The organism is Bacillus altaicus (assembly GCF_042136375.2).
Classification (GTDB): Bacteria; Bacillota; Bacilli; order Bacillales; family Bacillaceae_G; genus Bacillus_A; species Bacillus_A cereus_U.
This window is the reverse complement of record NZ_CM143394.1, coordinates 4,186,085-4,212,267: the sequence shown is the minus strand read 5'-3', so window position 1 is coordinate 4,212,267 and position 26,183 is coordinate 4,186,085. Positions and strand designations below refer to the sequence as shown.

Here is a 26,183-nt window from a genome sequence, read left to right as displayed (position 1 = left end):
AAAAAAATTGCACTTTTTACGAAAAGAGATGATAGCATGGCCATATTGTTGGCACTTATCCCGATTATGATGATTTTTATTTGTTTATTTTTATTTAAACAAACGTCATTAAGAGCATCATTAATCTCTTATGCCGTTTCTGTCGGAATTGTTTTACTCTCGCCAACGTTTCAATTAGGGATAAGTGAAACTGTACACGCAACGATTAAAGGTTGGTTAATTTGTTTTATTGTTGGATACGTTTTGTTTTTCGGTATTTTTTTATTTCACCTCATGAACAAAATGGGGTACATCGATCAAGTAGCACGATTTCTAGAACAAGTCACGCGCGATCGATTATTACAAATGCTTCTTATGTGTTTTGGTATTTGTCCACTTATTGAGTCAGTGAGTGGGTTCGGAATTGGTTTTATGGTCGCAGCACCTATTTTTCTTTCTCTCGGTTATAAACCGTTTCAAGCTGTGCTACTTTCGTTTATCGGTTTACTTGCAAGTTCATGGGGCGCGATGGCAACGGGTACGATTATCGGTTCTCAGCTTATTAACATGCCACTCACAACTCTTGGTACAAACACAGCATTATTAAGCATCCCGATTTTCGCATACTTTATCATCCTTTCTTTATACGTTGTCGGTGGCTTTCAGGCAGTTATAGAAAAGTGGAAGGAAGGGATAGGGTTCTTTCTATTATTTTCTCTCGGAATCTATCTTTCTAACGCATACGTAAGTGTTGAACTAGCAGGAATATTAAGTTCTATCGTTACCATTATATTTGGCTTTCTAATCATTAAATTAAAAGGGGAAAATGAGCAAAAACTTCTAACAGAGCATGCGGCAGCTACGGAGAGGGAAATATCGATTATAAAAATTATTAGCCCTTATATCTTTTTAACAGTTTGTATTTTACTTTCCCGCCTCGTTCCAGCATTACACGATCTGCTCAGGTCATATGCAGTTCTCGATTTAAAATCATATTCTTACAAACTAGAGCTACTATATTCGCCAGGATTTTGGCTCGCCATGACTTGTTTATTTACAATTATTTTCTTCCGCATTCCATCTAATATTATTAAACAATCAATCTCGCAAACGATAAAACAATGGATTCCATTCGCAATTACAACGACAATGTTCATTGCGATTTCAGAGCTAATGGGGGCATCTGGTATGCATTCATTACTCGCAAAGACAGCTGGTGAAACATTTGGTACCTTTTTCGTTTTCGTTGCTCCGTTCATTGGAGGAATCGGGGGCTTTTTAACAGGTAGTAACGCAGGATCAAATGCGATGTTTATTAAACTCCAAATGCAAACAGCGCAAAACGTAGCACTTCCGTGGCAATACGTCACAACACTTCAAAACACCGCATCATCAGTAGCGACAATCGCTTGCCCATCACGGATTACACTTGGTGCTTATTTATGTAATATCCCTTATCGTGAAAATGAACTATTAAAGAAAACGACGTTAATGATTTCTGGTGCAGTGTTGCTTGTAGTGGTAGAGGTGATTTTTTGGTATATGTTGATAAAGTGAAACTTTAATTAGTGGGGAGTGTTTTTCATCCCCACTAATTATTAGCTTCACCAATCGGGCTTTTACGGGCAGTTAGGCTCCAGTTAGATTTTTTGGTGGGAGTCTTACTGCCCGTTAATGCGGGAGAAAAATAAAAAATCCTCCTGGCAAAGGAGGGTTTTCTTTTTATATGGATAATGCCTTAAGTATGAAAAGCTTCTACTAAATGAATAGGAGATGAAAGGTATGCCCTTAAAAAACTATGGTGTGTTAAAAGGTACAGTTATACAATCAAAGATTGGAAAAGGTAAAACACCTCATTATCAAGTTCATTTACAAGGCGAAGCAGGAGTTAATTATCGCATTGCAATTAACGTGAAATCGCAAAGCTATCCGTCGGAAGTTTTATATTTTGCGAGTAACAATATTCGATCAGAGGCGATTCATATTTTACCGACATTACCGTTCGGTTTTACGGAAGTGAAAAACAATGAGCCGAAAGTGGCTTTAGATTATGTAAGAGGTAATTTATTTGATTCGAAGCAAATGATTCCTTTGCCAGCTGAAAAAACGGGATCTGATAATGATTTAAATGAAAAGATAGAACGTTATATAAAACGAGCAATAGATGAGAAAGCGATTATTTATGCGTTTGGTGAAAGGTGGGGACCAGAAGAAAAGGTTCCGGATTCGTATTTTCATTTTACACCTGGAAACGGTATACACGATATTCATATGAATCAAGGGAATGTAGAGAAATGGCAAGGTGATGATGGCAAATGGCAAGACGGTGGGATATTGATTCACTTTGAGAAGAAGGAAGAGTGGATTGGTATTTTTCTTGCCTTTCAGTCACAGTCATGGTGTACGGATGAAGAAGGGCATGCTCGTGTTCCGGTTGAGCATTGTGATTATAAGAGGGAGAAGTGATTAGGAGAGCTAGTTCTAAATGGACTAGCTCTTCTTATCGTGAACAAGGATTGTCAAGATTGTGAGGGAGTAGTACTTATGATGAGATTATGTTCGCAATATTTCAAAACAGTGATAGGGTTATTGTTTTTCATTCGTATTAGAAAGTAGATACCAATTAGCAGTGCGAGGAGGTCTATTTTTGAAGATAACAGAAGAAAATGTTGTGCAACAAATTAAACAACGTAATGAAAAGAGCATTACATTCATTATCCAAACATATGGAGGTTTACTCAGCGCTATTATTAAACGATATGTACATAGTAATCAGCAGGATTATGAAGAATGTTTAGATGATGTATTATTAGCCATTTGGTTTCATATCGATTCATTCGATCCAAGTAAAAATACGTTTAAACAATGGATAGCAGCCATTGCTAAATATCGAGCAATTGATTATCAGCGGAAAAATGCGAGAAATCAGCAACAAACTGTCTGTACGGAGATTAATGACCATCTGTATCAAGAACAAAGAAAATCAAATGATTTCTTAGACGTACAGGAATTGCTCAATGAGCTGTCAGCAACGGAGCGAAACATTTTTGAAAAGTATTATTTAGAAGGTGTACCGTCTCGTGAAATTGCTTCCCATCTTAACGTGAAAGAATCATGGATTCATAACAAACTGTCACGCGGACGAAAAAAGCTCAAACAGATTTTTATTTTTAAAAATGGGGTGTGAGGACATGTCTATTTATAAAGAGCTAAATGACATTCAGTTGGATATTACAGAATTTGAGGAGGTTTCCTTAACCAAAATAGAGGAAAAGCAGTGGGAAAAGCGTGTGAAAAAAAAGCTCCGTAAAAACAAACAATCAAAAAAATTGTTCGGAGTCGCTGCAGTTTGCATGCTAATTGTCAGTATTATAGTGCCACTTGGACAATCTTCTTTAGCAAATACACCATTTTTTGCGGGATTGATTGAAAAATATATTGATGAAGAGCAACCACTAGACTATTCATCGTATAAGACTGCTATTGGGAAAACAGCTGAAAATAAATACGGTAAACTGACTTTAAATGAGGTATTAGTGGATGAGAATAAACTGCTCATTAGTTCAACATTTGAGCCAGCAAAGGGTGTGAATTTTGATTATCAAACATTTTTAATTCCACAGGTGCGAATAAATGGCCGTGACTTTTCTAATACAAAGGATGCACAGTCAATTGAAGTAAATGATTCTATGTTTACAATCTACGGTGCCGTCGATTTTAGCGAAATGCCACAAACTGATGCACTTCAAATCGAAATTACTTATAATACATTCAACAGGGATACTGTAATTAAGCAACCATGGATATTTGATATTGAAGTATCGCAAGCTAAGTTGATGAAAGAGAAGCAGACGTTTGAATTAAATGAAACAATTGCTTTATACGATGGCAATAAAGTAACTGTTAAAAAAGTAGTTTCTACGCCGATTTCCACAACGATTTATTATGATGTGACACAAAGTGCAAATGAAGGTATTTATTTTAAAATCGAATCAGAATCTGGAGAAGCACATACATTTAAAGAGGTAGTTATATCGAATAAAGATGGCGGCATTTCTTTTAGTAGATTTGATGGAATTGATCTAGCGGTGGGTAAATATTCACTTGTACCGTATTCGGGTGAAGAAAGCAAAGTAATTGGACCATCTATTCAGATTCAATAGCTTATTAAATCTGATAAATAATTTTCTAAAGATAGAAGAGGGCGTTCACAACGAACGCCCTCTTCTTATTTTATAAAACCCAAAACTCACAAGTGTAGAAATACAAGAGAAAAGCAGTGCCACACTAGAAAATGCGATGAGATACATATTATACTTCATCATTTTTCCGATGAGTTGGTTACTATCGTACTGAAACAGTCCCGCTATTATATTGAATAAAAATAATAAGATAAACATGACGATGACGCCGTCTATTGATCCTTTAATGTCTGGTTTACTTAAAGCGATATGTGCGGAAATACAAATAGCGATAAATAAAAATAACCAAAAAGAAGGGGTCAATAAATTGCTCATTGTAAACAAGCTTTTTAATAAAAAGAATGTTGATAAAAACATGTTTTGGATCATGTCTAAGTTAATAGAAGTCGATGTAACAGTTTTTTCCAGATTCGTATTAAATAAATAATATGACTCTGGTACGAAATAGCGCATTAAAAGTATTAAGGCAGTAATACCAGAAATAATAGGACCGATGCCGATAAAGAAATTACCGATTCGTTGGTATATACTTTTTTGATTGTATTGATGTTGTACGTAACCTAAAGCTCCCTGACTTGTATCTGTTGGGAAAAACTGCGTTGCTACAATTTTATGACGAAATAATAGACACATAATTGCATGCCCAAGTTCATGAACGGGAACACCAATCCACGCGGTTAAAAGAAAACCTTTCCTACCAAAAGCTCTCGACCAATACGTTTGTGTGAGAGATTCTAAATAACCTAATATAAATCCAATTACAATGATGACACCAATTAAAGAAAATAATTGGATCACACTTGTAAGGAGTGTTTGAAAAATCGAGTTTACAAATTCCACTGTCTTCATCCAATCTGTTTAAAATGTTATTTGCTCTGTTTCATAATAACATTATTTTTCTATATTACTAGCACACATAGTTTCGTTTAAAAGAAGGATTTCATATTCTTTTTCTTGTAGTCATGTTTTATGTACAAAGTCATATATTGAATTTGTAACACCCTATAAGGTATATGCTTAAGGAGGGATGAGAGAATGAAATGTCCGGCATGTAATACTGAAAATGCAGCGGAAGCAAGATTTTGCGGAAATTGTGGATATTCGTTAACGGAAGAAGTGGTAGCGAGTGGTGGGCAGGAAGAAGGGCAGCTATCGCGCCCGGCACGAGTAAAGGAAACTCGTCCGAATGAAACGGTAGAGCAAGTGAAACAATTTGCAAGTGGCTATTTTCAGTTCTTTAAAAATGCTTTTAAATCACCATCGGCCATTATGGAAAGTGGAAATATTGAAGTGCGAAATGGAATTGTAAGTCTTGTGCTTATTTGCTTTTTAGGAGCGTGTATTTTTTATAGAATGATGAGCGCAGCGGCGACTGTTACGAGGACATTAGTGCCAGATATAGCTACTCCTACTTTCTTTGGAGAATCTGTAATGGTCTTTTTCTTTTTATTAATTTTAACTTTATTTGTCGCATTTATTATTTTTGTAAGTGGTAAGATGATGAAATCATCTTTTTCTTTTCTTGAAGCATTCGGTATATGGGGGACGATAGCGACGCCAGCTATTGCTATACTAGTTCTTTCTTTTCTATTTAGTTTCCTATTGATCTTTTTTTTACCAATCTTATTAGGGCTGGCTACAACGTATATGGGAATTAGTATAATTGTAGCTATATTAAAACTAGACAACGGCGGAGTAGATCCTGTTTACACACTTATTATCGCAAATGTTTTAATCGGAATTGCAACGTTTATCGTGTTTTGGTCTTACATTAAAACGATAATCCAAACCTTTATCGGGGGATTAACAGGCTTCTAACGAAAAGGTGGTTGAATGGATGAATGTATGTACAAAATGCGGAGCTCATTTTGAAGACAGTGTGCAATTTTGTCAAAACTGCGGGACGAAGAGGGGGAATCCTGTAGTAAAGAAGCAGAAAATGAGCAAAGGGACAATAATTGGGATTACACTTTTAACATTTTTTATTGTAGTATTGGGCGGATTATATGCGTATGGATCTTCATATTACTCACAATCATCGCAAGTAGAGAGAATTATTACTGTTTTACAAGAGAGGGACGGGGAGAAATTAGCTGAGATCATCACGGCAGATGATCCAGCCGTTATTGTCACGAGAGAGTTTAACGCCTCTATTTTCATATATAAAAGAAAATCCATCTTACAGCCCTTTCCGAACGAGAAAGCCCATTGCCTTTAGGCATGGGATGAAAGTGAGGTTGGATACGGAGTACCACTAAAAATCGCAAGGTTCGTGGTACTTTAAGTATCCAAAGTATAGGTAGTTTCTTTAAGTCTTTTTGTTGTAATTTTCTGAGAATAAATGATATATTGTAACGAGAATAAATGATTATAGAAGAACGGTTCAAAGTGTTTGAAAGAAAAATCTTCTCGTCTCATGCAGTTGCAAAGTTTATGGACACGTTCTCATTTTGTTTCTATTGCTAGAAATGTATTAAATGAATGATGCTGAAAATCAAAAAACAAGGGGATGAAACGTATGTCACAGACCCTAACAGTGAAAGTGAAATTGATTCCAACAAAAGAACAAATCCGTTTATTAGAACAAAGTAGCCAAGAATATATCAAAGTCATAAATACACTTGTATCAGAAATGGTTGAAGCAAAGAAAAGTACGAAAAAAAGCACAAAAGATATCGAAGCAAATATCCCAAGTGCGGTGAAGAATCAAGCAATCAAAGAAGCGAAAAGTTTGTTTGCTACAAAAGTAAAGAAAAGCAATTATAAAATCATTCCGATTTTAAAGAGGCCTGTTTGTATATGGAACAATCAAAATTATTCGTTTGACGCCACTCATATTTCAATCCCGTTTAAGGTAAATGGAAAGTCCACTCGTTTAAAGGTCCGAGCTTTATTAATCGATAAAAACAATCGCAATTTGGATTTGCTAAAACATAAGTTAGGTACACTTCGCATCACAAAGAAATCGAATAAGTGGATTGCCCAAATATCTGTCATGGTTCCTACAAATGAAAGAGCAGGGACGAAAATTTTAGGAGTAGACCTAGGTCTCAAAGTCCCTGCGGTAGCGATCACAGATGATGACAAGGTTCGTTTCTTTGGGAATGGTAGGCAAAACAAATATAGGAAGCGTAAGTTTCGTAGTGTTCGTAAGAAGTTAGGAAAAGACAAAAAAGTGAATGCAATTCGGCGATTTGATGATAAAGAACAAAGATGGATGCAAGAAAAAGATCACAAAATAAGTCGTGAAATCATTGATTTTGCGATCGCTAATCATATTTCTGTCATTCGATTAGAACAACTAACGAATATAAGACAGACGGCAAGAACAAGCCGTAAAAACGAAAAAAACCTACACACTTGGTCATTCTATCGTTTATCACGATTTATTGCATACAAAGCAGCATTAGTTGGTATTCAGGTTGAATATGTGAATCCGGCTTATACAAGTCAAAGCTGTCCGAAATGTGCTGAAAAGAATAAGGCACAAGACAGAAAATACAAGTGTCCATGTGGGTTTGAGACACATCGTGATATCGTTGGGGCGATGAATATTCGCTACGCAACTGTGATTGATGGTAACAGTCAATCAGCCTAAGCACCTATATGGTCTGGTTTAGGAGGGGCAATGAGATGCCCTCATCTTGAAGATTGTTCAAAACAGAAATGGACTGCGAACGTTTAGTCATTCAAGAATCCCACCCGTAACTCCGTAAGGATTCGGGCTTGCGACTTTAGTCGTGGGAGTCTCAAGTGGGGACCGGTAGCGACTGATGGAAGTGCGGCGATTTATTTAGAACGAAATGGAGAAACCGGAAGGGAAACGACAAAGGTAGAAACGGTAACGGCACTTTCGGCTTATAATCTTCCATTTCAAAAGAAAAGTGTAGAAAAAACAGTTGTTTACAATGTCACTCCGCCAACTACGACTCATTATGTATATAATGGCTTCATCTTTCCGGATAGTGATATTCGAAAATTAACGAGTGCGGACTTAACATATTTAACGATAGAACAGTTGAAAATTGCTAGAAATGAAATATACGCAAGACATGGACATATGTTTCAAACGAAAGATATGCAAGCGTATTTTTCAAAACAGTCTTGGTACAGAGAAAATCCGTATTTTACAGGAACGTTAACGAGTGTGGAATCTTATAATGTTGAACTGATTAAATCAAGAGAATAGAGTGCATGAAAAAGGTACAGTGTATATTACTGTACCTTTTCTATGGTTGTTTAGCTGGACCAGGATCCCTTGAGAAAAAGATGTGAAAGAGGAATGTGACTTTACTTGCTCCTCCTGATGTACTTGCTTGCACATCAGATAATGCACTAGATGTTAAAACACCTTCAGAATGAGGTGGTACGACTATTTTGAGGGCATCATCTGATTCTGATGATGCAGTAACTGTTATTGTATCATCAGATAAGTTCAAAATTTTAACAGTACCGATTGGTAAGATGGACTTGCCAGCATGTGATGCTGAAGCGAAGCGAGAGCCTTTCCAAATAGTTTGTGCGAAAGTCTCATCACTAGATAACCAAGCGCGAGCACTATAAAGTGTTGCGTTAATGGAAAATTCTTGGTCAAGTGGCGAGGCGGCTTTCGGTTCTTGCGGTTCCTCTGGAAGCTGGGCGAGAAGGCCTGCGCACATGTATATTTCACCTACTTTCAATAGTAACTGTTATAGCATATTAAACATCTTGTTTATAAGACACGACGGATACCTATTCATGCATAGGTTTGTGCATCAAATTTGTAGATGGAATTCTCTTTCTTTACAATGGAAGTAGGTGTTATTTTTATAAAATATGGAAATCGTAAAGAGTATGTCAAAAGAAGGAGTGGTAAAGTGAACTATGTCATTATTGGCGGAGATGCAGCGGGTATGAGTGCAGCAATGCAAATTGTTAGAAACGATGAAACTGCAAATGTTGTAACGTTAGAAAAAGGTGAAATCTATTCATACGCTCAGTGCGGATTACCGTATGTGATTAGTGGTGTTATCGCCTCTACTGAAAAGTTAATTGCACGCGATGTAAAGACGTTTCGTGATAAATATGGGATTGATGCGAAAGTGCGTCATGAAGTAACGAAAGTAGATACGGAAAAGAAAATCGTGTATGCAGTACATACGAAGACGAACGATGTATTTGAATTTTCATATGACCGTTTATTAATTGCGACTGGTGTGCACCCTGTTATGCCGGATTGGGAAGGTAAAGATTTACAAGGTGTTCATCTTTTAAAAACAATTCCGGATGCTGAGCGTATAGTAGGCGCGCTACAAACAAATAGCGTTGAGCACGTAACGATTATTGGCGGCGGTGCAATTGGTCTAGAGATGGCAGAAACATTTGTAGAACTAGGAAAGAAAGTAAGAATGATTGAGCGAAACGATCATATTGGCACAATTTATGATGCCGATATGGCGGAATACATACATAAAGAAGCAGATAAACATAGTATTGAAATTTTAACAAATGAAAATGTAAAGGCGTTTAAAGGAAAAGAAAGAGTAGAACAAATTGAAACAGATAAAGGTACGTATAAAACAGATCTCGTTTTAGTATCTGTCGGTGTACAGTCAAATACTGATTTTCTTGAAGGGACAAATATACGTAAAAATCCTAAAGGTGCAATTGAAGTAAATGCTTATATGCAAACAAATGTGAAAGACGTATATGCGGCTGGCGATTGTGCAACACATTACCATGTTATAAAGGAAACTCATGATCACATCCCGCTTGGAACGACTGCGAATAAACAAGGGCGACTTGCCGGACTCAATATGGTTGATAAACGAAGAGCATTTAAAGGTACGTTAGGTACAGGCATTATTAAATTTATGAATCTGACGCTCGCAAGAACAGGCTTAAATGAAAAAGAAGCGAAAGGGTTAAACATCCCGTATAAGACAGTCAAAGTAGATTCAACAAATATGGCGGGCTATTACCCAGGTGCTTCGCCACTTCACTTGAAATTACTATATCATGCCGATACGAAACAATTGTTAGGCGGTCAAGTAATTGGAGAAGAGGGCGTAGATAAACGTATTGATGTTATCGCAATGGCGCTTTTCAATAAAATGAGTATTCACGATTTAGAAGATGTCGACTTAAGTTACGCACCACCATATAACAGCGTTTGGGATCCAATTCAACAAGCAGCAAGGCGAGCGGAATAGCACTTTTTTAAGTGCTATTTTTTTTGTAAAAGGGAAATAAATAAAGTTTCACTTTATTTTGAATATACCGTTCGCCCTTGAAAACATAGTGCGTATCGCTTATATTGTCATATAGTATTTATTTTTTAATAAAGCAATGAACGAACTAGGGGGCACAGTATGGCAATTAACATGAATACAATCGAAGAATGGATTGCTGAATCAAATGCAAGAAACGAAGAAAACTTAGGAAACGTTGTTGAAGAGATGAAAGAAGTATGTGTCGGACTTGATAATGCGACATTAATTTATACGAAAAACGTATTTTGTTTCGGTAAGAAAGTAGAAGTATTGTTCTTCTTCCAAGATCACGTCGTTATCGGAGAAGAGAAGGAAGAGTATATTGAGATTGAAAAATTAAAGTATGATGATATTACAAATAGTAACTTAAAAACAAATGATCAAAATACAACGTTAGAATTAAAGTTTGCTAACGGGAAATCTATCAATTTAGATAGTCTAAATGATAACTACGGTACGAAAAACTGGTTATTTGCAAGACAAATTAAGAGTATTTTTAAATTAATTTAGTAAAAAAAGCACGCCATTAATCGGCGTGCTTCTAATTATGCAAGGACCCTTTTAGCCAATTCCGCGCTCGATACGCCCCAACCGGAATTTGAATGAGGGACGTTTCATTTCCGGCATCTATCCCGTACAATTGATCACATGAATTTGTATCAAAACTTAGTAACGGATGCCCGCCCATCCCCATAGCGTTCGCAGCTAAAACGAGTTTATGAACGAGCATGCCAGCTTCCATTTGATGAATTCGATATCCTCTATAACCTAATTTATTTTTATAGTAATCTTTATTTCCGATTACATGTAGACAAAGTGGTACTTGAAAAAGATTTACGTTATCCATCGTCATACTAGATTGCAGAGAATAACGAAGGTCTCCGTACCGAATTGGCTGTATGGAATGTGTCCTACTGTTATAAGCGTAAGCACCGTTTTCTATGTCTTTTACGTTATAAAAACATCCATATAGTGAGACGCGTGCGTTTTCATTTACATACTTGCCATCAAGGTCGTTGTAATAAGGGAAGGAGAGGCTCGCTGCTTGTAGTAGAGTAGCGAGCTCGGCTGCATCCCATTTCGTTAAAATGAAGTCAGAATCAGGTGAATATCGTTTTTTACAAAGTTGTAAAAAATCATATGATAAACGTTCCACTTTAGGTAGCTGTACAGCGTGTGCACTATATTGTTGTCGTTCTTCACAGGTAAATGTTTGGAAGTGTTCTGTCGATTCAATCATAGATGCCGCGTTTATTTTTTTTATCATCGGATAGTCATCTACATGTTTTGAGCGAATGAAATGCTCATGTGTTAACGGCGGGATTTGCTGCAACAAGTCATGAGAAGTAATAGTTTTATTTTCGTGATGATTATCGTGAAACCAATCTGTATTCGGTTCTGTACTTAAAGGAATAACTGCGTATACACTTTCTTCACCTTCTGACAGTCCAAGTAAATGATTCATTGCCCGGTCTAGAAACTGAAAATATACACCATTTGTATAACCGAATTGTTTTGCGCATTCAAGTAATTGCCCGATTAGAACACCACTATCTAACCCTTGCAGACGATACGAAAAGTTATTGTATTTAAAGAAGTTTTTCCAAAATATAGTGGATACGAATGCAGCACCAAAACAAGAATGTATGTTGCAACGATTGCCGAGTGCTTCTGTAAGATAAGAATCGAAATTTCCTTCGCGAAGTAAGATAAGACGGTGATGTGCGGCGTCGTAATGGTAAATGCCGTCTGGATAATGATCAATTTTTAAATACATATATAATTCATTTGGATATAAAGCACCCCCAGAAGGGATGAATCTTCGAAATAGAGTCGTTGTTTTATTATTTTCTAGGTTAGTAGTAGGCTGACATAATTGTGTTAAACCAAATGAGTACCAAAGATAATGACCGATTTCCTCTAAGTTAGGTTTAGTAGAAGAGTTCCGCAAAGTTAATGGGATTTCTAAAGAGAGAGGGATGACTGGTAAATTTCGATATAATTTATAAGGAAGTGGTGCGTCTTCCCAATCAATCTCTTTATCGGACGACATAATTTCATTAATAGAAAAATGGAGATGATGTAAAAAAGTATCCAGTTGCATCAAATTTCCCCCTCGCTATGAATTATGGAAACGGATGCGGATGTGGGTTTAAACTTTCATTCGTTAAAGGCTCAGCCCTATATCCAAGTGTCATCGGTACGGTATACACTCTATCCAGTCCTGTAACCCGAGTGAGATGGTGACCGAACGTCATCGGTAACATGCCTGGAATAATTACTTTTACACAATGTAAGCCGTTCTTTTCTATAAGGGGGACTGTTTGATCTACAACGATTACTTCAAGTCTAGATTGATGTAGCCGGTTTAAAAGTTGATGAAGATCAGATGTTAAATCCATATCAAATGATTGTAATGCATTCATTTCTTGGAACGTTTGCACCGGAGCATCTTCACGTAAAAGGAAGTGAAGACGTTCTTCCGCTTCTTTCAATCCGTACAGCATACTATGATCTTCCATTTGCGAAACAAGATATGGATCTTGTAAACAGTTTTCATAGTTCTCTCTTTTTTGTTCAAGCTCTTCATCTGCTATAAGTAACATGCCCGCTATTTCGTGAATTGCACTCTTTAGAGCTCGGATTGGATCTAAATGAGAGCCTCCTGCACAAACAACGTTCATTCCATTTTCACGCGTATTTTTTGCGATGACCCATAGGCTAGGGATACCATGTTCCATCGTCGCGTTAAAAGCATGTAATTCATACCCGGTAATCGTGTGTAACCGCTGGATCATTAATTGTAATTCCGTATCATTTGCTGAACTAAGATCAAGGCGGGGAAGAGGTAATTCGGCATACCAAGTGAGTAAGAAGGCATCACGTTCTACAATTTCCAAAATGCCATGAAAAATTGCCTCTTCTAAACTACCGCCAATGGCACATCCATTTGATGTTTCATATACGAAAGCATCTCTATGACCAAGGCTATAATAAGCGATTGATTCTGGAACTAGAAGTGGTCGGTTTTGTAATAAAGAATATCCCCATACCCAGTTTTGTTCATAATCAGGATCAAATGGCTTAAATGGAAAGCTATCACGATTGTAATGTTCATTTGTATGTACGCCGAGTGTGTGGGGGTTCAGTGCAATATCTTCTAGCTCACGAAAACTGCCATGTACATTTGTTTTTTTTCCACGAGGCGACATACCGCAATAGCGTTCTAATCCTTCTAAAATAGCAGTTGCTTCACTAAGTGCAAATGAATGAGTCCGGCCCGCGACACCTTCATTTCCAAACAGTAACGGCATGTTTATAATGACATCAGCAAACGGTAATAGAGAATGTTGCATTTTTCCGTTCAAAATACCGGTCCGATAATCTAAATAGTCTCTCGTTAAAAATGTGTTTAGCTCATGAATCGAACGACAGCGATACGCTTCGTTGCTCGTTTTTAAACTCGGTTGTAAAGAAAGTTCTGCTGCATCCGCTGTATCATCAGACAAATTGCTACATACCGGACAGAGAGGATCTGGAAGAAAGGAATGCCGATTACATTGTAACGTTTGTAGGTCTAATAAAATGAGTTCGTTTTCTAAAGAAGAATATCCATGAGCTAATATTTTCTCTGTTTCAGCATGAATGAGCTGGCACATTTGTAACATTCCATTTTGGGTGGCGCGTACATCACGCCTCGTCACGTTATCTGCTTTTAATGCATATTTCCGTTGTAGTTCCCACATTTCTTTTTGATCAAAGCCAGCTATAAATCGGCGGCCATCAGCGCAGTGGGAACATCCAGTTGTAAAAGGCTTCACGTAAGGACCGATAATACCTTCACCAAACGAAGTAAATGCGCGAAGCCACGGAATATGATTTGAGCGAAAGATAAGCTCAGCATCATGATGTACGGAAGAAGGAGACCCGTCATGTAAGACAAGAGCAAGATGAATGTTTTCAGGAAGAGCTTCTGTAATTGTATGCTGGCGGATGAGTGAATATTGCTTACACAATTGCTCATGTACATAGTCTGTGAGTAGGCCATCTCCTATAAGTAATATGTTTTGAGTCATTGGTCATCCTCCTTTGCAATTAATACCCCATATACACCGTCTAAGTTGTCTCTTAAAAATGACTCAATAGCTAAATCAAAAACGAATGGATAAAAGTTGTTTTTCGTTAAATTTTGCAAGGCAACTTGTAAAGACTGTACGCCTGGAATTTCTTCCTCTTCTTGTATTGCTACTCTAACAGAATCCGTACTATATAAAACGATGGATGATTCCGGTAACATATTAGCTTTATAAGGAATCTCTTCATTTTGAATATGAAGGAGTGCTTGTTGCAGAGCATTTCTTAACGCGAGTGTTATATTAATATTTGCCGCACCATACCATCTATCATTTATACCGATCCAAACGACAGGAAAACCAAGTAACTCCTCACTCATTCCTACTTTAGGTATTTCATGAATTGTAGAGAGAGCATCGTAGTAAAACCTACAATGTTTATCATGAATTTCGGTTAAATCAAGCTCTGTAATCTCTTCTAGCATATGTGATTGGCGTTCATATAACTTATTATTTAAATGTTTTTGTAGTGCTCGGTATACACCTTCTGCCATCGTTTCCCCAGCACCAATACCGATATCAGTATGTTCGGGGATAAGACGATGAATCATTTCAGCTACATATGTTTCAACTCCTGTTAAACCAGCTTCGCGGCGTGCTTCATTATGAGTTAATCCACCGCAAGCTATAGTAGGAAGGGGAGAGGTAGGTCCGTCTGATAATGGATTTGCAACTTGAATATAGCACTGTGATAAAGGCAATTGGTGTGAATCTTGTTCATCCCACATGTGGAATATGCCAGCTTCTTTAGAAGTTAACGTATCAAAAAAACGAAAAAGTTCAGTTGAAGTATATTGTCCGGAACGATGGGCAAGGTTTTCTTGAAGATTTTGCACCGTATCAATTGTAAAGATTTCATCGGTTGCGAGAAGATGTTTTATGAAAGGGTGCCACTTTCCTTCAAGTGTTTCCAAGTTTAATAAAAAGAATTGAGGATTATGCTGCCTGTGTGAATCTTCAGCGACATGTTTAAATAACTCAAAAACGATAATATTTGCTAACATTGCAGATGCAATTGGTGAGAAAGGTTCAGGTGGATTTTCACTTTGTAAAGTAGTTTCGTGTAGACGATGCCAAGCTGATTCCCAGCATTCTTCACGGTCTGCGGTTACGACAGGTCCAGCTAAACCAATTCTTGATAAGCAAATAGCTGGTATGAAATTTTTTCCAACATCTCTACAAATAGTATGGATGGCTCTTAAACTCTCAATATCTCCATTTTGGGAAACGTATAAAATCCAGTCGAAAGGCTCGAATACTTCATGTAAAGGACGATCAATTGCAATATCTATTTCTTGAATGAGTACATTGTCATCATTTGCATATGCACGTTCGCTTAGTTCATGAATTCGATTGTAGTTTGTTTCAGCACGATCTGTAACAAGGTAATGAAATGTAGGTAAACCAGATTCTAATAAAGAAGAGACTAGGGAAGTAAGCATATCGCCAGAACCAATTATAAGCACATTTGCTGCGCGGTACCTTTCGAATTTTAAAGCGCCTGAATGGGAATCAGCTTCTAAAAACTCAATTTGCGAAGCGTATCTGTCGAGTAATGCATTGTTTAATTCGTGGGGAGCATCTTGGCTTACATCACGAATGAAACCATTTTCATATAAAATCTCTCCAATTTCAAATACACGATTTTGATAGGGGAGAGGGAGACCATCGGTTATTTCTGTCAAAGAATGATTACCGTTAAACATAGGCATTAATTTCTCAATCCAGTCATAAATTCCATCACCATCCATACGGAATGAACTGGAGTTATTTCGAAAGTAAACACCCCCGTTTGAATCGGGGAGGAAGAAAGTATCCTTATTTGCTTTAAGTTTTGCATGAACTGGAAGGTTATTCATGTTTATCCCCCTTACGTTTTAGGCATACATTATTAGTCTATGTAGTGTGATTTGTCCCGTATGAACACAATGAAAAAGGGCTGTAGAATGATTCATTCTACAGCCTTTAATAGATTAATAATCTATCAACCTTCTAATAATAATGATTTTGGATCTTCAAGCATATCTTTAACAGCAACAAGGAAGCTAACTGCTTCTTTACCATCAACAATACGGTGATCATAAGATAGTGCAAGGTACATCATTGGACGGTTTTCCATACGCTCTGCATCAATTGCAACTGGACGTACTTGGATTTTATGCATCCCTAGAATACCTACTTGTGGGCTATTTAGGATTGGTGTCGACATTAGAGAACCGAACACGCCACCGTTTGTAATCGTAAATGTACCACCTTGTAGCTCTTTTAATGAAAGTTTATTATCGCGTGCTTTCAGACCTAAATTACGAATCTCGCTTTCAATTTCAGCGAAGTTCAATTGGTTAGCATCGCGTACAACTGGAACAACTAATCCATCTGGAGCTGCTACTGCAATACCGATATCATAGAATTTTTTAATGATAAGCTCGTCGCCTTGAATTTCAGCATTTAATAATGGGAATTGTTTTAATGCTGCAACAACTGCTTTTGTGAAGAATGACATAAAGCCAAGACGTACATCATGTTTTTTCTCGAAAGCATCTTTGCGTTCTTTACGTAATTCCATGATTGCACTCATATCAACTTCGTTAAATGTAGTTAACATTGCAGATGTTTGTTGAACTTCTACAAGACGTTTTGCAATTGTTTGACGGCGGCGGGACATTTTCACACGCTCAACTGGTTTTTCGAATTCAGTTTTTGCAACTGGAGCCGGACTTTGTTTTGGAGCAGCTGGAGCTTCTTTTGGAGCTGCAGCGTGAGCTTGTACATCATGTGGTCTCACACGTCCAAGTAGATCTGTACTACGTACGTCGTTTAAGTCGATTCCTAATTCACGAGCCATTTTGCGAGCAGCTGGTGATGCGATAGGACGATTTGTATTTGGTAAACCTTGCAACGCTTTATTTTGTTCAGCACTTGGAGCTGCTGCTTTCGGTGCTTCAGTAGTTTCTTGTTTTGGTTGCTCATTAGCCGGAGCAGGTGTGCTTACTGCAACTGCTGCGCCGTTTGCATCTAAAATTGCGATAGTAGCGCCAACTTCAACTATATCTCCAGGTTCACCTAGTAACTTCGATACAATACCTGAATCCTCTGCAATGATTTCTACATTGACTTTGTCAGTCTCAAGCTCAACAACGCTGCCACCTTTCTCAACTTTGTCGCCTACGTTGATAAGCCATTGTGAAATAGTTCCTTCTGAAATAGATTCTGCAAGCTCAGGTACTTTAATTTCGATCATTTTAAATGTCCTCCCCTTATTTGCCTAACGGTGTGTTTTGTCTTCTTTAATCTTCGGTAATCTCCATTTGTTAGCCCGGCTGTGGCAGACTATCTGCCACAGCTGGGCCTGAAAAACTCATTGTTACTTTCAGTTACTGAAAACTTCAATTTCTTGTTTATCTTGACGGAAGTTGTACTTCACATCTAAAGCGTGTGCAACGATTAATTCTTGCTCAGCTTTGTGAGCGAATGGATCGCCACCAGATGGGCTAGAACGATCCGGGCGTCCAATGTAACCTGTTTTCACTTTATCCCCAGCTAGTTCGAACAGAATTGGAGCCATGTAATGCCATGCGCCCATATTACGAGGTTCTTCTTGAACCCAAATGATTTCTTCTAAGTTTTTAAAGCGTTTAATAATAGATTGAACTTTTTCAGCAGGGAATGGGTACAACTGCTCGATACGAACCATATGAACCTCATCCAGGCTGTACTCATGCTTACCACTTTCGATTTCTGCTGCTAAGTCAATTGCCATTTTACCTGTACTTAAAACAAGACGTTTTACTTTGCTTGGTTTCGCACCAAGGTTTCCTTGTTCTAAAGCAGGTTGGAAACGTCCTTCACTTAACTCACTACCTGTAGAAAGTGTAAGTGGGTGACGTAATAAGCTTTTCGGCGTCATAATTATTAACGGTCGAACAGCTTCTGTTCCTAAGATAGATGCTTGACGACGCAAGATATGGAAGTATTGTGCCGCGCTTGTTAAGTTTGCAACTGTCCAGTTGTTCTCAGCAGCTAATTGTAAGAAACGCTCTGGACGTGCACTAGAATGCTCCGGTCCTTGACCTTCATAACCGTGTGGTAATAGAAGAACTAGACCTGATTTTTGACCCCATTTCGCTCTTCCTGCTGAAACATATTGATCAAATAATGCTTGCGCAGTATTTGAGAAGTCACCGTATTGAGCTTCCCACATCACAAGAGTTTCTGGAGCAAATACGTTATAACCATATTCGTAACCGACAACAGCAGCTTCTGATAACGGACTGTTATGAACAGAGAATGATGCGTTAATGTTCGGTAAACGATGTAATGGTGAATATGTTTCGTTTGTATCAGTATCGTGTAATACGATATGACGATGCGCGAATGTACCACGCTGTGAATCTTGACCAGTTAAACGAATTGGCGTACCTTCTTGTAAAATAGAAGCGAATGCTAACGATTCAGCAAGTGCCCATTCAATTTTACCGTTCTCTTCCAGAGCATCTTTACGGCGCTCAAGAATTTTCTTCACTTTTGGATATACGTTAAAGCCTTCAGGCCAAGATAATAGTCCTTCATTAATTGCACGAAGTGAGTCAATTGAAACACCAGTGTCAATCGGCTGGATTCCTTTTGCAACAACTTCTGGAACTTTAACGTGAATTGTTGCAGCACTCGTATCAGCTGGTGGCACTTGTGCGTATTCAGCCTTTAATTCCTCTTGTATAAACTGAGTAATTGTTTCAACCTCATCTGCATTCAGAACGCCAGCAGATTGTAATTGATCTGCATAAATTGCTCTTACAGTTGGGTGGTTTTTAATTTTTTTGTACACTTGTGGTTGCGTAACTGCTGGATCATCCATTTCGTTATGACCATATCGGCGGTAACCGATTAAATCGATTAAGAAGTCCTTTTTGAACAGCGTACGATATTGGATCGCAAGGTTTGCAGCAGCAAGACAAGCTTCCGGATCATCAGCATTCACGTGAACAATCGGAATATCGAAACCTTTTGCAAGGTCGCTTGAATATTTAGTAGAACGAGAATCATAGCTATCAGTCGTAAAGCCGACTGCATTATTTGCGATAACATGAATAGTTCCGCCAGTTTGGTATGCATTCAATCTACTTAAGTTCAATGTTTCAGACACAACACCTTGACCAGGGAATGCAGCATCACCATGAACTAAAATTACGAATGATTTTGTAGTATCTTGTTCTGGAAGACCAGATTTTTTACGATTCTCTTGAGCTGCACGTGCGAAACCTTCAACAACAGGGTTAACGAACTCAAGATGACTCGGATTATTTGCTAATGTAACACGAGTGCTAACTTCTTCATTACCAACGACTTGTTCTCTACCTAAATGGTATTTCACGTCGCCAGTCCAGCCAGCATTTGTCTTTACACCTTCTATTTTTGCATGTTTGAACTCAGCAAACATGTGACCATATGGCTTTTCTAGTACGTGAGCGAGTACGCTTAGACGACCACGGTGAGCCATACCAATCATGACATCTTCAACGCCGCCTTTAGCACCTTCCGAAACAATTTCATCTAGTACAGGTACAAGCATATCAACGCCCTCGATAGAGAAACGTTTTTGACCAACGAATGTTTTATGCAAGAATTGCTCGAAACCTTCAACAGCAGTTAAACGTTTTAAAAGAGCAGTTCGTTTTTTATTTGATAATGGTTGACGCAATGAATTTGATTCCACCATTTGATGCAACCACGCGCGTTCTTCACTATCTTGTATATGTGAAAATTCATAAGCTAAAGATTTTGTATAAACGTCTTTTAATCTATGAATTACATCAAGTGCAGTGTGAATACCCTCTGGTGCATCTTGCCATACTGTTTTCGCTGGAATCGCTTTCAAATCCGCATCGCTAAGTTCGTTCATTGTTTTCTCGATAAGAGATTGTCCATTTGCAACATCTTCCATCGGATTAATGTGAGCCAACGTATGCCCGAAAGAACGAATCTGTTCAACAAGTTGAACGACTTTAAGAATCTTTTCAATGTTCCCTGTGTTTTGAGGAGAAAAATGTGTTGCTGTGTTGTCCCCTGTTACGACATCATCTTGAAACGAAGGAGCTCCAAAAATTTCAAAAAGCTCTTGTAATTCCGGATCAACAGAACCTGCTCCAGTTACGTAAAGATCATACTGTTCAATAACATAACCAAGGTTCGGACCATGGAACTTGGCCCAAGGGTTTGTCGTTGTATTCTTCCTCGTCATTTGTTTAAACCTCCCAATGCATATAATCCTTTTTCCATACAAAAAGGTGCATTTTGCTCTTTTCAATAATTGATGAACCAATAATCAATGTAAATGTTTTTCTTTACTCTTATGTTATTACAATAATTTACATAATACCAAACACTATTACTTATCTGTTTTGTAAAAAAACATTCACAATAACTTATCACCCAAGTTAATCTTTCATGTTATAAAGTAATTTTACAGAAAAATGGGGTGGATATATTTGGTATACCTACATTAATACCTATAATTGTTGAATTCAAATATAAGTATAACTGTCGGAATATTTAGATAAAGTTCAGTTCGAATTATGTATATTGAAATAATAAGCGTTTTCATTGATATTATACAACAATATAACGGAATATAGTATAAAAAATAAAAAATTATGAATTTACCATAAACTTTATATCGATAGTGTTAAATATTGAAAGGAAAATGAAGGATTTCTACAAAAAAAGTGGCTATACATAAAAAATGCTTCATAAACCGTTAGTTTCTATAAATATGGCGAAAAACAACGTAAAAACAATAGCGCATTTTACCCAATAAGGAGAAGAATGAAATATTTTAAAAGGATAAAACAAATATGGAGATATTAAATTTTCATAAAAGCGGGGAGGAGATATAGTAACGGCTATATACATTGTTCCATATTTCATTTCAAAATAGACATGCTGAAATTGAAAAAGTTTCTTCTATATAAATAGAATGCAAAATAATCTAAATGAATGTAAAGGAACCTTGACGTAAAGTTTCCTTTACATATATACTCGGTATAAGGAAGGAGGGAGAAATTTCCTTGGAAAATAAAATGGTCGAATACCGAAAAAAATTTGGACTATCTCAAGAAAAATTGGCTGAGAAACTTGGGGTTTCCAGACAAACCATCATTTCAATTGAAAAAGGGAAATATGATCCATCACTTCCATTAGCATTTGAAATTGCAAAAGCATTTCAGACAACGATAGAACATGTATTCATTTATGAAGGAAAAGAAGAGGGGGAGAAAGGATGAATTATTCACAAAAGTACTTTGTAATTATGGGGATTATCTTTTTAATTATGAGTGGAACTATGATATTAGCAGGTATAATGACGCATTCTGCACCGCCAAGTCCAACCTATACAGTACTTGCAATGATGATCATGTGTTTTTGCCTAAGCTACTTGCACCCGCAATTTAAAGAAAAAGATGAGCGAATGAAACTCATTCGTTATAAAGGAATGTTCTTCAGCTTTTTTGCGCTAACGGCATATTATCTTCTTTTCTCTATTGGCTTAAACTTAAAAGTAATTACACTATCTGCGGTTGAACTATTGAACATATTAATGGCATTAACGATGAGTACAGTCTTTATCTCGTTTGTTGTTTTGTCGAAAAGATATTAAGATGTAAGAGAGAAAGGAAGATTAACATATGCAAATGATGTACGCTTTTGGCATGGGGATCGTTTTATTTTTAGCAGTGTTCCTATTCATTCGTAAAGACGTTCAAGGCGGGACGTTAACGAAACGAGGATTTTATAAAATGATTGGCTGTTTAGTTGTTATGTTTATAGCGATTATCGTAATGATCGTTTTAATAAATCAGTCACTATAGAACTTAAAAATGGAACCTTACTTTTGTAAGGTTTTTCTTTTAGAAATAAAACTAAAAATAACCATGAAATCCATTTGCTATCTATACCTTACATTATATAATCCAATGAAATGATAGATAAGGAGAATAGTAAATGAATAAAAAAGCTATCCTCTTTGTAGCGATATGTCTACTACCTATAGCTAGTATTACTTATATAATATGTAACAAATGAGAACAAGTTCCACCTATATTAGTATAGGAGGGGCATGAATACTACGTTACGAATGAACCTGCCAAAGCAGAAGAAGCCGGGCAAAAACTTGGAGAAGTGACGAAGAAAATTGAAACAAGCAAAAAACCTACTAAAAATAGCGAATCTAATATATTACAAGAAAAAACAGAAATATTTTCAATGATTGAAGAAGAAAAAGATGATCACTCGCCATTAATCATAAAGGAGCCTTTTGGTGACGAATATAGAATCGTAAGACCGATGTTAAAACAAGTATTATAATATAAATGAAGAAACAAATTTTTAATAGAGAGTAGTGAGCGGTATGAGATGGAAAGCAGGAACTTTTGAAAAAATAGAAACGAATGATTTATCTATTGAGCAGCTTAAATGTGCCTATAAGTTGTTTTAAAGTACATAACGAAAATTTTTTTCGAAGAAATACTTTATGAAAATATTCAAATATGCAAAATTACATATTGGTTATTCTAAATCTTATGCTAACCTTATAATGATAAATATAACATTTGTTGGTAATGAATGATTTTTGAAGGAAATAAGTTATTGAAAAAGATACCATATAGGGAAATTGTTAGAATTTCAGATGTTACAAATGTCATCTTATTTTTAATGTCTGATAAAAGCGATGCCATTAGAGGTCAAAATATTGTTGTTGACTATGGATATACAATTGTATAAATAAATCATCTTGGGAATTAAGGGCGTGGATAATGAGTTTACTAATTAAAGATTTAACAAAGAAATTTGACGAGTATGTTGCAGTGAATAATTTGAATATCGAGATACCAAAAGGTGAAATATTTGGATTCTTGGGCGGGAATGGAGCAGGTAAAACGACTACATTTCGAATGATACTTGGACTTTTATCGAAATCAAGCGGGACCATTTCATGGAATGGTAAACCTATAAATTATGGTGTTACGGATAAGATTGGGTATTTACCAGAAGAACGTGGTCTTTATGCGAAAATGACTGTCAAAGAACAAGTTAACTTTTTTGCAAAACTAAAGAACATGAAAAGTAAAGATGCAGAAAAAGAACTTCACTATTGGCTGGAGCGTTTTAATATAACTGAGAATCTGAACAAAAAAGTAGGAGAACTTTCAAAAGGGAATCAGCAAAAAATTCAGCTGATAACAGCGATTATACATAAGCCTGAACTCTTAATTTTAGATGAACCATTTAGTGGTTTAGACCCAGTAAATGTTGAAATGTTAAAAGAAGCCGTTCTTGATATGCAAAAACAAGGGTCGTCGATTCTTTTTAGTTCACATCGTATGGAACATGTGGAAGAGTTATGTCAACACATTTGTATCATGCACAAAGGAGTACCTGTTGTTCAGGGAGACATTGCAAAAATTAAAAGTGATTTTGGTAAAAAGAATGTTGTAATCGTTGGCGATCATGACTTTGACCATTTGAAAGAAATAAAAGGTGTAGAAAGTATGAAGAAACGTAAGAATGCAGTTACTCTTAAAATTTCATATGAAGAAGTTTCGCATGTTTTATTTAAAGAAATAACGAAGTTAGGGTATGTTAAAAAGTTTGCAGTAGAAGAGCCTACATTAAATGATATCTTTATTGCGAAAGTAGGTGCGCAACATGAGTAGTTTCTGGACAATTTTTTTACAAAACTATAAATCTAAGGTGAAATCAAAATCATATTTTGCTATTACAATAATAATTTCTATGTTAATTATAGGATTGATGAATTTTGACAAGATTTATAACTATTTTGCAGGTAACGAGGACGATCAAATTGTTGTTGTTACAGAAAAAGAAGAATTATATACAACTATTAATCAAGTGTTTAAAAATGTCGATAGTAAGATACATGTTAAGCATAGTACGGATAAACCAAAAGCAGAATCAGGTGTTAAAAATGGTGATTATACATATGCAATCGTTGTAGAGGAATTGGATAATAAACAACTAAAGGCTACGTATATAACTGAGACAGATGTAAATCAGCAAGATGTTAGCAAGGTTCAAACTATTTTATCTCAAATACAATCTTCTAATTTCGCTCAGCAATTGAATCTATCGCAAGATGAATTAAAGGTGTTAACAACGCCAGTAGAAATACAAACCAAAACTGTTTCAGATAAGGTTAAAGATGGAGAACATACAGAGGGTGTAGGAATTTTAATTAATACCTTTATCATGCTAAATTATGTAATGATATTAATGTATGCTGCACAATTAGCTACAGATGTTGCAACAGAAAAATCTTCTCGTGTAATGGAGTTAGTTGTTTCAAGTATTTCGCCTACAAAACATTTATATGCGAAGCTCTTCTCAACATTATTGGCAGGTATTACACAAATAATAATTTGGGGCTTGGTCGCAACTGTAGGGTATAAAACAGCAATTAATGATTCGAAAAATGATATTTTAAATAGTATTGATTTAAATTCTGTTGCTCCTACTCTAGTGTTTTATGGGATTCTATTCTTCACATTAGGATTCTTATTATATGGCTCATTATCTTGTCTACTCGGCTCTGTTATTAGTCGTATAGAGGAATCTTCTCAAGCTGTTATGCCGTTAACATTTATGTTAATTGCTGCTTTGTATATCGCACTTTATGGAATGTCAAATCCAAGCAGCACGGTTGTTACCATTACTAGCTATATACCTTTCTTTACTCCTATTGTTATGCTCGTTCGAATTGGATTCCTCAATATCCCAGTATGGGAGATTGCGCTTGCATTAGCGATTCTAATCGCAACAATATGTATGATGATTGGTTTAACGAGTCGTGTTTACCGTGGTGGCGTATTATTATATGGTAAAGGCGCATTTAGTAATATCAAAAGGGCAATCAAGTTAGGGGAAAAATAAGATTGGCTTATTCATATTTAAAAAGACTACATAGTTAATCTATGTAGTTCTTTGTTGTTACAATAATTTTTATATATAAATTATTGTATTAGGCTATTTTTTAAAGAAAACTTTAAAAAGCTCCCAAGAAAAGAGTGAAGAATTGAGTTCTGGCGAACAACGCAGAGCTATGATTGATATAATTTATGTCTTTCTCAAAAATTGAGGAAAAGAAGTAGGGGAAATGGTATAAATATAATATTAGCGATTGATGAACTGGAAGTTTCACAGAATCTTACGCAATGTTTCAATCGAAATGAATATAAGTTGAAAGAAAAGGATATATTTACTGGTTTTTGAAGACATGTTGAATATTACAAGTTTAGAATCGCACTTTGCTATATCACGGTGAACGATATTATAAATAGCAGTAAATCAAATAAAATAAAGCTAGCTAAGATTGAACTTTTTTGTCTAAAATATTGAATCAAATCTAATAAGAGATTTAAAATCATAAGTTTATTTTCATATGAAAAATTAATCGTTGACCAAAAGAGAGCTATTGATCAAATCTTGAACAGTATATAAAAAATTTATTATAAAAATAATATATTGATTTGCTACATAAAGAAAGCCCCTTGACTTATCAAAGGGTTTCTCATATGATCCCGACTGGGTTCGAACCAGCGACCTCC

The 26,183-nt window shown here is 36.4% G+C and carries 21 protein-coding genes and 3 pseudogenes; 17 read left to right on the top strand and 7 right to left on the bottom strand.

Features of this window, described 5'->3' with window-relative positions:
• Positions 1-36: 36 nt before the first annotated feature.
• The 4 genes from ACE38F_RS21785 to ACE38F_RS21770 all read left to right on the top strand — a co-directional run bounded on the left by ACE38F_RS21785 (position 37) and on the right by ACE38F_RS21770 (position 4,142).
• The gene (locus tag ACE38F_RS21785; RefSeq protein WP_341307391.1) at positions 37-1,536 is read left to right on the top strand and encodes an L-lactate permease; all 1,500 of its coding nucleotides are present in this window, start codon (positions 37-39) and stop codon (positions 1,534-1,536) included.
• A 225-nt stretch (positions 1,537-1,761) separates the two neighbouring features.
• On the top strand, positions 1,762-2,445 hold the full coding sequence (locus tag ACE38F_RS21780) for a DUF2278 family protein (RefSeq protein WP_375369893.1): 684 nt from the start codon (positions 1,762-1,764) through the stop codon (positions 2,443-2,445).
• A 181-nt stretch (positions 2,446-2,626) separates the two neighbouring features.
• Positions 2,627-3,166: a sigma-70 family RNA polymerase sigma factor gene (locus ACE38F_RS21775; protein ID WP_341307389.1), complete on the top strand. Its 540-nt coding sequence runs from the start codon at positions 2,627-2,629 to the stop codon at positions 3,164-3,166.
• A 4-nt stretch (positions 3,167-3,170) separates the two neighbouring features.
• Positions 3,171-4,142, top strand: coding sequence for a DUF4179 domain-containing protein (locus tag ACE38F_RS21770; protein ID WP_375369892.1), 972 nt, complete (start codon positions 3,171-3,173; stop codon positions 4,140-4,142).
• A gap of 45 nt (positions 4,143-4,187) precedes the next feature.
• On the opposite strand, the gene ACE38F_RS21765 is transcribed toward ACE38F_RS21770, so the two are convergent.
• The gene (locus tag ACE38F_RS21765) at positions 4,188-5,021 is read right to left on the bottom strand and encodes a hypothetical protein (protein WP_375369891.1); all 834 of its coding nucleotides are present in this window, start codon (positions 5,019-5,021) and stop codon (positions 4,188-4,190) included.
• A gap of 195 nt (positions 5,022-5,216) precedes the next feature.
• Between ACE38F_RS21765 and ACE38F_RS21760 the strand changes: the two genes are divergently transcribed.
• From ACE38F_RS21760 to ACE38F_RS21745, 4 genes and pseudogenes are all read left to right on the top strand, one after another.
• The gene (locus ACE38F_RS21760) at positions 5,217-5,999 is read left to right on the top strand and encodes a zinc ribbon domain-containing protein (RefSeq protein WP_375369890.1); all 783 of its coding nucleotides are present in this window, start codon (positions 5,217-5,219) and stop codon (positions 5,997-5,999) included.
• A gap of 19 nt (positions 6,000-6,018) precedes the next feature.
• Positions 6,019-6,364 (top strand): annotated as a pseudogene (locus ACE38F_RS21755) (TcaA second domain-containing protein); the annotation flags it as partial.
• 335 nt (positions 6,365-6,699) lie between these two features.
• Entirely contained in the window at positions 6,700-7,779 is a 1,080-nt protein-coding gene (locus ACE38F_RS21750) for an RNA-guided endonuclease TnpB family protein (RefSeq protein ID WP_375369889.1), read from the top strand.
• Between the two features lie 150 nt (positions 7,780-7,929).
• Positions 7,930-8,370: pseudogene (locus tag ACE38F_RS21745) on the top strand (YARHG domain-containing protein); the annotation flags it as partial.
• Positions 8,371-8,410: 40 nt separating this feature from the next.
• On the opposite strand, the gene ACE38F_RS21740 reads toward ACE38F_RS21745, so the two are convergent.
• Positions 8,411-8,839, bottom strand: a complete 429-nt coding sequence (locus ACE38F_RS21740) for a hypothetical protein (protein ID WP_215555614.1) — start codon at positions 8,837-8,839, stop codon at positions 8,411-8,413.
• A gap of 198 nt (positions 8,840-9,037) precedes the next feature.
• Here ACE38F_RS21740 and ACE38F_RS21735 point away from each other — a divergent pair, with 198 nt between their 5' ends.
• Complete coding sequence (locus ACE38F_RS21735; RefSeq protein ID WP_215555615.1) at positions 9,038-10,372, top strand: FAD-dependent oxidoreductase; 1,335 nt, start codon at positions 9,038-9,040, stop codon at positions 10,370-10,372.
• Positions 10,373-10,531: 159 nt separating this feature from the next.
• Entirely contained in the window at positions 10,532-10,942 is a 411-nt protein-coding gene (locus ACE38F_RS21730) for a DUF3908 family protein (protein WP_375369888.1), read from the top strand.
• Between the two features lie 31 nt (positions 10,943-10,973).
• On the opposite strand, the gene ACE38F_RS21725 is transcribed toward ACE38F_RS21730, so the two are convergent.
• The 5 genes from ACE38F_RS21725 to odhA form a co-directional block, all read right to left on the bottom strand.
• Complete coding sequence (locus ACE38F_RS21725) at positions 10,974-12,536, bottom strand: SagB family peptide dehydrogenase (protein ID WP_375369886.1); 1,563 nt, start codon at positions 12,534-12,536, stop codon at positions 10,974-10,976.
• Between the two features lie 22 nt (positions 12,537-12,558).
• Positions 12,559-14,508, bottom strand: a complete 1,950-nt coding sequence (locus ACE38F_RS21720; protein WP_375369885.1) for a TOMM precursor leader peptide-binding protein — start codon at positions 14,506-14,508, stop codon at positions 12,559-12,561.
• Positions 14,505-16,424 carry a putative thiazole-containing bacteriocin maturation protein gene (locus ACE38F_RS21715; RefSeq protein ID WP_375369884.1) on the bottom strand — a complete coding sequence of 640 codons (1,920 nt, stop codon included), beginning with the start codon at positions 16,422-16,424 and terminating at the stop codon, positions 14,505-14,507. Before ACE38F_RS21715 ends, ACE38F_RS21720 begins: the two co-directional genes overlap by 4 nt.
• A 125-nt stretch (positions 16,425-16,549) precedes the next feature.
• Positions 16,550-17,806 carry a 2-oxoglutarate dehydrogenase complex dihydrolipoyllysine-residue succinyltransferase gene (gene odhB / locus ACE38F_RS21710; RefSeq protein ID WP_215555620.1) on the bottom strand — a complete coding sequence of 419 codons (1,257 nt, stop codon included), beginning with the start codon at positions 17,804-17,806 and terminating at the stop codon, positions 16,550-16,552.
• Positions 17,807-17,935: 129 nt separating this feature from the next.
• A complete protein-coding gene (gene odhA / locus ACE38F_RS21705) occupies positions 17,936-20,803 on the bottom strand; it encodes a 2-oxoglutarate dehydrogenase E1 component (RefSeq protein WP_375369883.1) in 2,868 nt (955 codons plus the stop codon).
• A gap of 826 nt (positions 20,804-21,629) precedes the next feature.
• Here odhA and ACE38F_RS21700 point away from each other — a divergent pair.
• From ACE38F_RS21700 to ACE38F_RS21670, 7 genes and pseudogenes are all read left to right on the top strand, one after another.
• Positions 21,630-21,845 (top strand): helix-turn-helix transcriptional regulator, encoded by a 216-nt coding sequence (locus ACE38F_RS21700; protein ID WP_002140896.1) that lies wholly within the window; start codon positions 21,630-21,632, stop codon positions 21,843-21,845.
• Positions 21,842-22,219 (top strand): permease, encoded by a 378-nt coding sequence (locus tag ACE38F_RS21695; protein WP_341307377.1) that lies wholly within the window; start codon positions 21,842-21,844, stop codon positions 22,217-22,219. Before ACE38F_RS21700 ends, ACE38F_RS21695 begins: the two co-directional genes overlap by 4 nt.
• A gap of 28 nt (positions 22,220-22,247) precedes the next feature.
• On the top strand, positions 22,248-22,430 hold the full coding sequence (locus ACE38F_RS21690) for a DUF3976 domain-containing protein (protein WP_341307376.1): 183 nt from the start codon (positions 22,248-22,250) through the stop codon (positions 22,428-22,430).
• A gap of 133 nt (positions 22,431-22,563) precedes the next feature.
• Positions 22,564-22,926: pseudogene (locus tag ACE38F_RS21685) on the top strand (hypothetical protein).
• Between the two features lie 258 nt (positions 22,927-23,184).
• Positions 23,185-23,343 carry an SDR family oxidoreductase gene (locus ACE38F_RS21680; RefSeq protein ID WP_289403407.1) on the top strand — a complete coding sequence of 53 codons (159 nt, stop codon included), beginning with the start codon at positions 23,185-23,187 and terminating at the stop codon, positions 23,341-23,343.
• Between the two features lie 32 nt (positions 23,344-23,375).
• Entirely contained in the window at positions 23,376-24,275 is a 900-nt protein-coding gene (locus ACE38F_RS21675; protein WP_375369882.1) for an ABC transporter ATP-binding protein, read from the top strand.
• Positions 24,268-25,509: an ABC transporter permease gene (locus ACE38F_RS21670; protein WP_375369881.1), complete on the top strand. Its 1,242-nt coding sequence runs from the start codon at positions 24,268-24,270 to the stop codon at positions 25,507-25,509. The genes ACE38F_RS21675 and ACE38F_RS21670 overlap by 8 nt, the downstream gene beginning before the upstream one ends.
• Positions 25,510-26,183 lie beyond the last annotated feature (674 nt).

What these genes read in the sequence shown, in the direction of transcription:
- ACE38F_RS21695 (WP_341307377.1), top strand. Translation starts at nt 21,842, where the DNA reads ATGAATTATTCACAAAAGTACTTTGTAATTATGGGGATTATCTTTTTA.
- ACE38F_RS21720 (WP_375369885.1), bottom strand. Translation starts at nt 14,508, where the DNA reads ATGACTCAAAACATATTACTTATAGGAGATGGCCTACTCACAGACTAT.
- ACE38F_RS21675 (WP_375369882.1), top strand. Translation starts at nt 23,376, where the DNA reads ATGAGTTTACTAATTAAAGATTTAACAAAGAAATTTGACGAGTATGTT.
- ACE38F_RS21680 (WP_289403407.1), top strand. Translation starts at nt 23,185, where the DNA reads ATGATTTTTGAAGGAAATAAGTTATTGAAAAAGATACCATATAGGGAA.
- odhA (WP_375369883.1), bottom strand. Translation starts at nt 20,803, where the DNA reads ATGACGAGGAAGAATACAACGACAAACCCTTGGGCCAAGTTCCATGGT.
- odhB (WP_215555620.1), bottom strand. Translation starts at nt 17,806, where the DNA reads ATGATCGAAATTAAAGTACCTGAGCTTGCAGAATCTATTTCAGAAGGA.
- ACE38F_RS21760 (WP_375369890.1), top strand. Translation starts at nt 5,217, where the DNA reads ATGAAATGTCCGGCATGTAATACTGAAAATGCAGCGGAAGCAAGATTT.
- ACE38F_RS21715 (WP_375369884.1), bottom strand. Translation starts at nt 16,424, where the DNA reads ATGAATAACCTTCCAGTTCATGCAAAACTTAAAGCAAATAAGGATACT.
- ACE38F_RS21750 (WP_375369889.1), top strand. Translation starts at nt 6,700, where the DNA reads ATGTCACAGACCCTAACAGTGAAAGTGAAATTGATTCCAACAAAAGAA.
- ACE38F_RS21785 (WP_341307391.1), top strand. Translation starts at nt 37, where the DNA reads ATGGCCATATTGTTGGCACTTATCCCGATTATGATGATTTTTATTTGT.
- ACE38F_RS21730 (WP_375369888.1), top strand. Translation starts at nt 10,532, where the DNA reads ATGGCAATTAACATGAATACAATCGAAGAATGGATTGCTGAATCAAAT.
- ACE38F_RS21740 (WP_215555614.1), bottom strand. Translation starts at nt 8,839, where the DNA reads ATGTGCGCAGGCCTTCTCGCCCAGCTTCCAGAGGAACCGCAAGAACCG.
- ACE38F_RS21770 (WP_375369892.1), top strand. Translation starts at nt 3,171, where the DNA reads ATGTCTATTTATAAAGAGCTAAATGACATTCAGTTGGATATTACAGAA.
- ACE38F_RS21690 (WP_341307376.1), top strand. Translation starts at nt 22,248, where the DNA reads ATGCAAATGATGTACGCTTTTGGCATGGGGATCGTTTTATTTTTAGCA.
- ACE38F_RS21670 (WP_375369881.1), top strand. Translation starts at nt 24,268, where the DNA reads ATGAGTAGTTTCTGGACAATTTTTTTACAAAACTATAAATCTAAGGTG.
- ACE38F_RS21780 (WP_375369893.1), top strand. Translation starts at nt 1,762, where the DNA reads ATGCCCTTAAAAAACTATGGTGTGTTAAAAGGTACAGTTATACAATCA.
- ACE38F_RS21725 (WP_375369886.1), bottom strand. Translation starts at nt 12,536, where the DNA reads ATGCAACTGGATACTTTTTTACATCATCTCCATTTTTCTATTAATGAA.